This is a genomic window from Nostoc sp. CHAB 5715 (genome assembly GCF_020829685.1).
In the GTDB taxonomy this organism is placed as follows: domain Bacteria; phylum Cyanobacteriota; class Cyanobacteriia; order Cyanobacteriales; family Nostocaceae; genus Nostoc.
On record NZ_JAIVFR010000184.1, the window covers coordinates 1 to 9,519 of the forward strand.

The following is a 9,519-nucleotide window of genomic DNA, read 5'->3' on the forward strand; positions in this document are numbered from 1 at the left end:
AATAACCTTGAGATTCTTGCAGCAGTTTAATATTCTTGTTAATCTGCCGAGTCTGTTCTTCTAACTCTGATAAATTGAGGGCTTGGCGTAGATGGGAAAAGTCTACGTATTCTCGTAGACTTTGAGTATTAGTATTAATCTGCCGAATCTGTTCTTCTAATTCTGGCAAATTTAATCCTTGACGCATTTTTCTCTTTAACCAACTTTTTATTCCCATAGTATTCAAGAAAATCTAATAGCTACATTTTGCGTTTAATGAAATTCCAATGGAAGATTAATGCTATAAACTCAATAAAATATAGGAATCGTATTTGATTTTTGAAATTATTTACGTAGGCGGGGAGTGGGGAGTAGGGAGTAGGGCATTGGGAAAGAGGAGGCAGGAGGCAGAAGTTCTTTAATTTTGAATTTTGAATTTTGAATTGATTTCTCCCCCACTCCCCACTCTCCACTCCCCATTCCCTATCCACAAGCACCTTGAAACTCTCCGAGCATTTTGACTTCTGGTTCTAAATTAATAGACCAACGTTCTTGTACTTGATGTTGGATGTGGCGAATGAGACAGAAGATATCACTAGCTTTTGCTCCACCACGGTTAACGATAAAATTAGCATGGAGTTGTGCTACTTGCGCTCCACCAATTTGGTAGCCTTTCAAACCAGTTTGTTCAATTAACCAGCCAGCGCTGTAAGGTTTGGGATTGCGGAACACACTCCCACAACTGGGGAAGTTGTATGGTTGGGTGCTTAACCGATGCTTTTTGTGTTCTCTGGTGATTGCCACAACTTTTGCTGGGTCGGCACCTGGCGTAAGTTGTAATGTGGCTTGGGTGACTATGCGATCGCCACCTTGCAATAATGAAGTTCGGTAGCTATAACCTAACTGATCGGGGGTAAGAGTTTCCAACGTGCCATCGGGTGAAAGTACCTGGGCACTAACTAACATATCTGCGATACAGCTATTATGTGCCCCTGCATTCATCACCACAGCACCTCCGGCTGTTCCAGGGATACCAACAGCCCACTCCAATCCTTGCCATCCTAATTCTGCTGCCGCCAATGCCAAGCTAGGAATTGATTCTCCAGCAGCAACGGTTAATTGACCGGTTTGGGGGTCAAAGTTGCTGAAGCGGAGATGACGAGTAGCAATAACTAAGCCTGATATACCCCCATCGCTCACTAGCAAGTTAGAACCTGCTCCCAGTGTTGTCACCTTTAAATTACGTTCTTTTGCGTATTTAAGACTTGCTTGCAGTGCTTCTAAGTTTTGGGGGGCAACGTATAAATCAGCTGCTCCCCCAACTCTATAGGAAGTAAACGCTGACAAGGAAGCCTGGGACTTAATCGCACAATCAGTACTAGGTAAGTAAATTACTTCACTCTCCACCGAATTAGTTGTTTGGTGTTTTTTTGTATTCAAAGCAGAAACTGTGCAGACGTTTCCAGCTGCCTGGGAAATGGTCATCTTTACTTGTTTTGGTAAAATTTTTACATTTATTTACCGCAAAGATACGGTAATAGAGTTAACCTATGGAACCATTGCTAGACGGGCGCTTTGCTCAGAAATAAAACTTCGCAAAGTCTCCACTTAAGATGTGGCTTTGGCCGGTTCGCAAAGTGTCGTAATTATTTCAGGAATCACCTGATTCAAGTTCCCAGCCCCTAAAAACAGCGCCAAGTCTCCTGGGCGTAGTGTTTGCAGCAAGAACTCACACACTGAAGGTAAAGTTGGTTGATAAACTACAGGAGAATGCTGTTTAGCAATTTCCGCCGCTAGATGTTCACCACTAATTTGCCCTAAATTGGGTTCGCCTGCACTGTAAATATCAGTCAGTACAACCAAATCAGCATGGGTAAAGGAATCGGCAAATTCTTCTAAAAAGGTGAGTGTACGGCTGTAGCGATGGGGTTGGAAGATAGCAACCACTCTTTGTCCTGGTCTTGCTTGTAAGCGTGCTGCGGCCAGAGTAGCGCGAATCTCGCTGGGATGATGAGCATAGTCATCGATGAAGGTAATACCATCGACTTCACCCCGGAACTCAAAGCGGCGTCTTGCTCCTTCAAAGGTGGCGATACCTTTGGCAATTTCTCCAAATTCTAAGCCCAAGAGGCGACCAACAGCTACTGCTGCTAAGGCATTACTGAGATTGTGCCGACTTAGCAGCCGTAACTTCAACACGCCCAAAGCTTTGCCTCTTTCCCAAACTAGAGCCGTGGTGCCATTAGCCCGATAATCAATATTAGTAACGCTGTAGTCAGCGTCGGTATTTGAGTGTAAGCTGTAGCTCAGGGTGGGTTGCAAGCGATCGCGCACTGTAGCACAGTCAATGCTACCTATTAACGTTTTACAACCCTTAGCAAATGTCTGGAAGATGTCAATTACTTCTTCTAATGTATCGTAATGGTCTGGATGATCGAGTTCAATATTGGTGATGATGCCAATCTCTGGAGCGTGTTTTACCAAGGAACCATCAGATTCATCTGCTTCAGCTACCAAATATTGGCTTTGTCCCAATCGAGCATTGCCTTCCCAAGCATTGACTTCGCCACCTACTAAAATCGTTGGGTCAAGACCTGCTTCCAGAAGCATATAGCCAATCATGCTACTGGTTGTAGTTTTGCCGTGTGTTCCTGCGACTGCAATACTGTGGTAATCGGCAATTAAAGCTGCTAGTACATCTGAACGATGTAAAATTGGGCAACCTAATTCCAGCGCTGCTTTGTATTCTAAATTATTCGTGTTAATTGCTGTTGAACAAATGACTTGAGGCAGTATTGAGTTAGTAGCAGTAGGTAATTCTTCTTGTGAATTTAATACTACTGCATTCGCTAATACCTGAGGGCGAAAGAATTCGAGATTGCTTGCCTCTTGTCTACCAAAAATATGAGCGCCGATAGATTCCAACTTGTGCGTAATGTGGTTAGCACGAAGATCCGAACCTGATACTGGAAATTGACGCTTGGCGAGAACGTATGCCAGAGCAGACATACCTATACCACCAATGCCAATAAAATGAAATGGTCTACCACTAAAATCTACAGAATTAGTCATTTCTTGCTCCTTTTACACCACACCACACCATAAATCACAAATGACACGCGTATCATAACAGGAATTTGATTTTTACCGTAACTGCCCCTTAATCATGTTTATATTTGATGGTCGGATGATATTTCTGCTCTGGTTTTGCTTGTTCAGAATGATTTTACCTTGGTTAGAGGTTTTTCCTATTTCTGAACTGTTTTTAAGATTATTCTGAAAATTTTGGTCGCATCGGGAAAGAAATTCTTGTAATGTCAAATACATCTTTTTGGCTACCTTACCGGAATTGGCTACATCATACATTGTTAGTGAAGCTGATTTTAAATTGCATTCAGTCTAGGCATAAATTGACTACAATAATACATTGGTAATGAAACTATTTTTCAATTGCATAAAATCTACGCATAACTGGATGCAGCAACTAGCAATTTTTGGTGGCACATTTGATCCAATTCATTGGGGACACCTGCTGGTAGCCGAGAGAGCTTTGCATCAAGTATCCCTTGAAAAGGTAATTTGGGTGCCATCCCTTAATCCTCCTCACAAACAAGCAGCTTTGTTTGAGCATCGTGTGGGAATGCTGCAATTAGCCATAGAAGATAACCCAGCGTTTACTGTCTCACTAGTAGAGGCAAATCGCTCTGGGACTTCCTATGCTATTAACACCCTGATGGACTTATCTGCTTCTTACCCAAATACTCACTGGTACTGGATCGTAGGCTTGGATACTTTCCAAACTTTACCCCGTTGGTACCGTGGACACGAACTAGCACAAATGTGTGATTGGTTAATCGCACCCCGACTGCTAGGTGGTGAGACTATAACTCAAAGTAAATTAATCTGCAACCAAGTGGAGCAACAACTGAGAGAACAGTCACTTACCATTCACTGGCAACTCCTAGATATACCTTTAGTAGGAGTTTCGTCAAGTCTAATTCGCAAAATTTGCCGCGAGAACTTCGTCAACGCCAAGGGCGATCGCCAGTCAATTCGTTATTTAGTCCCGGAATCAGTCAGATCATATATCACTAACAACAATCTCTACTCGAACAAATCTGAATAAATTATGTGTTTTTTTATTGATCTAACACTTTATGGTTATGAGTACCCCCCCCTTTGCGATATGATTGGGGTCAACGATATCAACATATAAGCATAAATACAGAGGGCAAGACACTGTGATTAGAGTTGCAATCAACGGTTTCGGGCGGATTGGACGTAACTTTGCGCGTTGCTGGGTTGGTAAAGAGAATAGTAAAATCGATCTTGTCGCTATTAATGACACATCAGACCCTAGAACCAATGCTCACCTGCTGAAGTATGACTCAATGCTAGGGAAGATCAAGGATGCTGAGATTAGTGCCGATGATAACTCTATCATCGTTAACGGTAAGACCATTAAGTGCGTATCCGATCGCAACCCAGAAAACTTGCCCTGGAAAGATTGGGGAATTGACCTAATTATCGAAGCAACCGGGGTATTTACTAGCAAAGAAGGAGCGCTCAAGCATGTCAATGCTGGAGCCAAGAAAGTTCTGATTACCGCTCCTGGTAAAAACGAGGATGGCACATTTGTGGTTGGTGTGAATCATCACGACTATGACCACAACAAACACCACATTATCAGTAACGCTAGCTGTACTACCAACTGCTTGGCACCGATTGCCAAAGTGTTAAACGATAAGTTTGGCATCATCAAAGGCACAATGACCACCACCCATAGCTATACAGGTGACCAACGCTTGCTAGACGCTTCTCACCGGGATTTGCGACGGGCGAGGGCAGCAGCAATCAACATTGTACCTACCTCTACTGGTGCAGCAAAAGCAGTGGCGCTGGTTATTCCAGACCTCAAAGGCAAGCTAAATGGTGTTGCCTTGCGCGTACCTACCCCGAACGTCTCAATGGTAGATTTCGTAGTTCAGGTTGAGAAGCGTACTATTACTGAAGAAGTTAACCAAGCTCTCAAAGATGCTGCCGAAGGGCCACTCAAAGGCATTTTGGACTATAGCCAATTAGAACTGGTATCTTCCGATTATCAAGGTAGTGATGCTTCTTCGATTGTTGATGCTAGCTTGACTTTGGTTATGGGCAATGACCTAGTAAAAGTTATGGCTTGGTATGACAACGAGTGGGGTTACAGCCAACGAGTTTTGGATTTGGCAGAATTAGTAGCCGAGAAGTGGCAATAATTTGTCATTGGTCATTAGTCATTAGTCATTGGTCATTGGTCATTAGTCATTAGTCATTGGTCATTGGTCATTAGTTTTTCACAAAGGACAAAGGACAAATGACAAAAGACAAATGACAAAGAACTATTGACCAAAATGTTGAAATCCCTGGCTAAGACTCAGAACTTGGTCAGGGAATTTTTTTTGTTCGTCGTGTAATAGTACTGTTGATCCGGGTGTAATGCTGCCTATGATCGCAGCACCTTGACCAAGATGTTGCACTAAGGCTGATGCTGACTCTTGTGGTAAGCACAGTACTAATTCAAAGTCTTCGCCACCATATAGAGCATATTCCAGCGCTTGCTCTTGTGTCAGCCAATGGTTAAAAGTTTTTGGTACAGGAATTTCTTTTCGTTCTAGGACAGCGCCAACGCTACTGGCGCGGCAAATTTGAATAATCGCATCTGCCAAACCATCGCTGCTATCCATACCAGCAATGGGGAGTCGAGAGTTAGGAGTAGAGACGCGATTAATCGCGTCTGTACAGGAGTTAGGAGTTAAAATTTTCCAGAGGATTGGTAAGACATCTAATCGTGGCTGTGGGCGTTGGTGGGCGCGGATTAGAGCCATCTTTTCCAAGTCGTTGAGGTCTTGTCCTAATTCGGGGTGCAAGAGCAGTTCTAAGCCAGCTTTTGAGGCTCCATGAACGCCTGTAACGACGATCGCATCTCCCACGACAGCAGCAGAACGGCGGATAATTTGATCGGGGGAAACTTGACCAAAAGCTGTAATTGCCAGAGTAGTCACAGGCGATCGCACAATATCACCCCCAACAATTGAGGTATTGTATTTTTGCAGGCATTCTGTCATTCCCTGGTACAATCGCTCAACCCAACTCACCTTAACTTCACCGGGGAGTCCCAACCCGACAGTGATTCCCAATGGGGAAGCGCCCATTGCTGCTAAATCTGATAAATTGGCAGCAGCAGTCCGCCAACCAGCATCTTCTGGGGAAGTGGTGATATTGCTAAAATGCACGCCATCAACCAGCACATCTGTTGTCACTACCAAAGATTGTTCTGGTGCAGTCTCAAGTACTGCGGCATCATCCCCGATAATTTCTAGAGGACAAAAGCGCTGCAATCTTTCTAAAAGACCTTGTTCACCAATGTCTTTTACTTGTTGAGAAGATAACTCACTGTTCACAATCGGTTTTCCGTGTTGCAATACTCCGGACAGTTTTAAGTTGAGCAATTAGACAAGAAAGCTATCGATCCATTAGGGTGCTGATTAGAAGAAACAAGCACTCCTTACGATAGCTATATGGAAATTGTACAAAGCCTGCTGGGAAAAATGGGTATGTTTGATAAGCCTCAACAGCATTGCTTAATGAAACGCTGCACTAAATCGTGTAACGGCTCTTGATTGCGCTAGAAATTGGTGTAGCACGGGCGAGGTGTTTGCACTTCGCCAAACAATTGCCAACTTGACATAGAGCGTTTGGTCTTCGAGCGGTTTGTAGACGACCCCTGCTCGTTGCAAATTCTGGAGTGAAGCTGGGACAAGCGCAACTCCTAATTCTGCTGCCACTAAGCTGACAATGGTTTGCATCTGAATTGCTTCCTGAGTTACTTGGGGAATAAATCCTGCTTGTTGACACAAACGGATAATCTGATCGTAAAAGCCGCTTCCTAGATGACGTGGAGATAAAATGAAGGACTCCTCGGCCAGTGATGCTAATGACAGTTGTGTTTGAGTCGCAAGCGGGTGTGCTTCTGGCAATACAGCGACGAACGATTCTTGTAAAACCGTTTCCACGCTGAGTTCGTCATCGTTGATGGGCGGACAAATAAAGCCAAGCTGAATGCGATCGTCATGCAGTGCTTCAATTTGCTCGCTCGTGGTCATTTCATGCAGCATCAAACGGACATCAGGAAACTGACGGCGAAATGACCGCACGGCAGCAGGCAGCAGGCTACACGTGGCAGATCCAACAAATCCAATCGCTAAACGACCCACTTCACCTCGACTGGCACGTTGGGCTACCTCAATCGCTTGCTCAGATTGCACTAGAATTTGTCGTGCCTGCTGTAAGAAGGCAAGTCCTGCTTCAGTAAGTCGGACTGTTCGCTTTGTCCGATACAGCAACTCGACACCGAGTTCTTGTTCGAGTTGACGGATTTGTTGACTGAGTGGCGGTTGAGCGATTTGTAGTCGTTGCGCGGCGCGACCAAAATGAAGTTCCTCAGCTACAGTCACGAAGTAACGTAAGTGTCGAAGTTCCATTCTCAATTAATACGTTTTAAGTCTTAGTCTAAGACAAAAATCATATTGGACATATTTATTCAAACTGCTTAATGTGGAAAGTAAGTTACAGAATTGCAGTTGCGCCGATCCTCGCATCTCATCGTTTTTGTATTGGAGAAAACAAATGAACTCAGACAAAAATCGTGTCGCTCCTAAAGTTTGGTTGATTACAGGATGTTCAACAGGGTTCGGACGGGCCCTAGCAGAAGCTGTGTTGAAGAAGGGCGACGAAGTGCTTGCTACTGCTCGCAAACCAGAGCAACTTCGCGCTTTGATTGAGCACTATCCAGAGACTGCAAAGGCTGTACGTCTGGATGTAACGTTATCCCAAGACATACAAGCAGCGGTTGATACAGCGATCGCCACATTTGGTCGAATTGATGTGCTGGTCAACAATGCTGGACATGGACTCATTGCCGCACTCGAAGAAGTCAGTGATGTTGATATTCACCAATTTTTTGAAACCAACTTCTTTGGGGCAGTCCGTCTGATGCGAACTGTCTTGCCTGTGATGCGTCAGCAAGGCAGCGGTCACATTGTGAATATGTCATCCACAGCAGGATTAGTGGGATTTGGTGGAAGCAGCCTCTACTGTGGCGCTAAATTTGCCCTGGAAGGTACGTCTGAAGCCCTGGCTAAGGAGGTTGAATCCTTTGGAGTTAAAGTTACTTTAATTGAACCTGGGGCATTTCGCACAGATTTTAACGGACGCTCTCTGGCAGCAGCCGAACAATCCATTGATGCCTATGCTCCGGTGAGCGGTGCTTCATTGCAGTGGTTCAAAGAGATGGATGGTCAGCAACCTGGCAATCCACGATCAGCGGCGCAAGCCATCATTCAAGCTGTGGAAAGTCCTCATCCCCCGATGCGACTGGCATTAGGCACCGATGCCATGAGCCTGATTCAGGAAAAACTGGAATGGGTCAAAACGGATTTGGATGCTTGGCAGCAGGTGACTGTAAGTACGGATTATGCAGATAGGAACAGTGAGGCGATCATTGGGTAGCGAAGCTCTGAGTTAGTCATTAGACAGTGCATACTCCCACTAATCGGTAGAAATAATAGTTAGGCAGCTCAAATTATCGGTTAGAGCATAATTGAAGGCTATTGGTGACGTTCAGGGTTAAGTCGAACCGTCTACCTTATATATTGCGTTTGGTAGACTGAGGATTAGTTGCAGTGTTTTTGCAGATTTGATGACACCTCGCAAACCAACCATCATTGACTTTACAGACGAGGCTGATGTTCGGCAACTCTATCCTCAGGGCGTGACACTTTTGCAGCATCAAAAAGTGTCAGCAGGGCTTGGGTTGGCTCACTATCGTCATCCACCTACAGATCTGCCTGCAAGTACCTGCCGACAGCATTTAATCCTGATTAATACTGATGTTCCTTCTGACACAGAAGTTGAACAGGTTACAGATGGGCATTATCAGTCCGGGGAGATGAAAAACGAAGACGTAATTATTATTCCTGCCCAGACTGCTCATTCTGCCCGTTGGAATCAGGAACACTCTTATCTAGCGATCGCTCTTGAACCAGAGGCTTTTAATCAGCAATTGGGTGAAGTGATCCGAGGTCAGGCGATCGAACTTTTGCCTCAATTTATGCAGCGAGACCCATTGGTTTACGGCATTGGCACGGCGTTGAAAGCAGAATTAGAGTTTGCTGGGTTTGGTGGAAAACTGTATGTGGAGTCCCTAGTCACAACGCTGTCTGCTCATCTATTGCGAAATTACTGCACCCAAAGGCCGACCCAAATCCTTATTGGTAGTTTGCCAAAGTACAGACTGAATCAGGTCTTAGACTATATTCATGCTCATCTCGATCAGGATGTGAGGCTTACTGCTCTAGCAGAGATCGCACAAGTTAGTCCCAATTATTTTGCAGCCCAGTTTAAGCAATCGACTGGCTTGGCACCTCACCAATATGTGATTCATCACCGTATTGAACGAGCAAAAGACCTGCTCGTAAAGAGAAAGATGGCGAGCCTCAGATC

The 9,519-nt window shown here is 44.7% G+C and carries 9 protein-coding genes; 4 read left to right on the top strand and 5 right to left on the bottom strand.

Annotation, left to right across the window (positions count from 1 at the left end):
- The 3 genes from LC574_RS12365 to murC form a co-directional block, all read right to left on the bottom strand.
- Positions 1-187 (bottom strand): hypothetical protein (locus LC574_RS12365; protein WP_229453792.1); only part of this gene is annotated, 187 nt, incomplete at its 3' end.
- A gap of 275 nt (positions 188-462) precedes the next feature.
- On the bottom strand, positions 463-1,464 hold the full coding sequence (gene murB / locus LC574_RS12370) for a UDP-N-acetylmuramate dehydrogenase (protein WP_229453793.1): 1,002 nt from the start codon (positions 1,462-1,464) through the stop codon (positions 463-465).
- A gap of 123 nt (positions 1,465-1,587) precedes the next feature.
- Complete coding sequence (murC, locus tag LC574_RS12375; RefSeq protein ID WP_229453794.1) at positions 1,588-3,051, bottom strand: UDP-N-acetylmuramate--L-alanine ligase; 1,464 nt, start codon at positions 3,049-3,051, stop codon at positions 1,588-1,590.
- Between the two features lie 403 nt (positions 3,052-3,454).
- On the opposite strand from murC, the gene nadD reads away from it, so the two are divergent.
- Together nadD and LC574_RS12385 are read left to right on the top strand one after the other, a co-directional pair.
- A complete protein-coding gene (gene nadD, locus LC574_RS12380) occupies positions 3,455-4,105 on the top strand; it encodes a nicotinate (nicotinamide) nucleotide adenylyltransferase (protein ID WP_229453795.1) in 651 nt (216 codons plus the stop codon).
- A gap of 115 nt (positions 4,106-4,220) precedes the next feature.
- The gene (locus LC574_RS12385) at positions 4,221-5,234 is read left to right on the top strand and encodes a type I glyceraldehyde-3-phosphate dehydrogenase (RefSeq protein ID WP_229453796.1); all 1,014 of its coding nucleotides are present in this window, start codon (positions 4,221-4,223) and stop codon (positions 5,232-5,234) included.
- A gap of 123 nt (positions 5,235-5,357) precedes the next feature.
- Here LC574_RS12385 and thiL read toward each other — a convergent pair whose 3' ends face one another.
- Positions 5,358-6,419 carry a thiamine-phosphate kinase gene (gene thiL, locus LC574_RS12390; protein WP_229453797.1) on the bottom strand — a complete coding sequence of 354 codons (1,062 nt, stop codon included), beginning with the start codon at positions 6,417-6,419 and terminating at the stop codon, positions 5,358-5,360.
- Between the two features lie 180 nt (positions 6,420-6,599).
- The gene (locus LC574_RS12395; RefSeq protein WP_229453798.1) at positions 6,600-7,499 is read right to left on the bottom strand and encodes a LysR family transcriptional regulator; all 900 of its coding nucleotides are present in this window, start codon (positions 7,497-7,499) and stop codon (positions 6,600-6,602) included.
- Positions 7,500-7,644: 145 nt separating this feature from the next.
- Here LC574_RS12395 and LC574_RS12400 point away from each other — a divergent pair, with 145 nt between their 5' ends.
- Complete coding sequence (locus LC574_RS12400) at positions 7,645-8,526, top strand: oxidoreductase (RefSeq protein WP_229453799.1); 882 nt, start codon at positions 7,645-7,647, stop codon at positions 8,524-8,526.
- Between the two features lie 190 nt (positions 8,527-8,716).
- A partial coding sequence (locus tag LC574_RS12405) for an AraC family transcriptional regulator (protein ID WP_229453800.1) occupies positions 8,717-9,519 on the top strand: 803 nt, incomplete at its 3' end.

Excerpts from the sequence above, each read along its gene's own strand:
- nadD (WP_229453795.1), top strand. The coding sequence starts at position 3,455 with ATGCAGCAACTAGCAATTTTTGGTGGCACATTTGATCCAATTCATTGG.
- murC (WP_229453794.1), bottom strand. The coding sequence starts at position 3,051 with ATGACTAATTCTGTAGATTTTAGTGGTAGACCATTTCATTTTATTGGC.
- LC574_RS12400 (WP_229453799.1), top strand. The coding sequence starts at position 7,645 with ATGAACTCAGACAAAAATCGTGTCGCTCCTAAAGTTTGGTTGATTACA.
- LC574_RS12395 (WP_229453798.1), bottom strand. The coding sequence starts at position 7,499 with ATGGAACTTCGACACTTACGTTACTTCGTGACTGTAGCTGAGGAACTT.
- murB (WP_229453793.1), bottom strand. The coding sequence starts at position 1,464 with ATGACCATTTCCCAGGCAGCTGGAAACGTCTGCACAGTTTCTGCTTTG.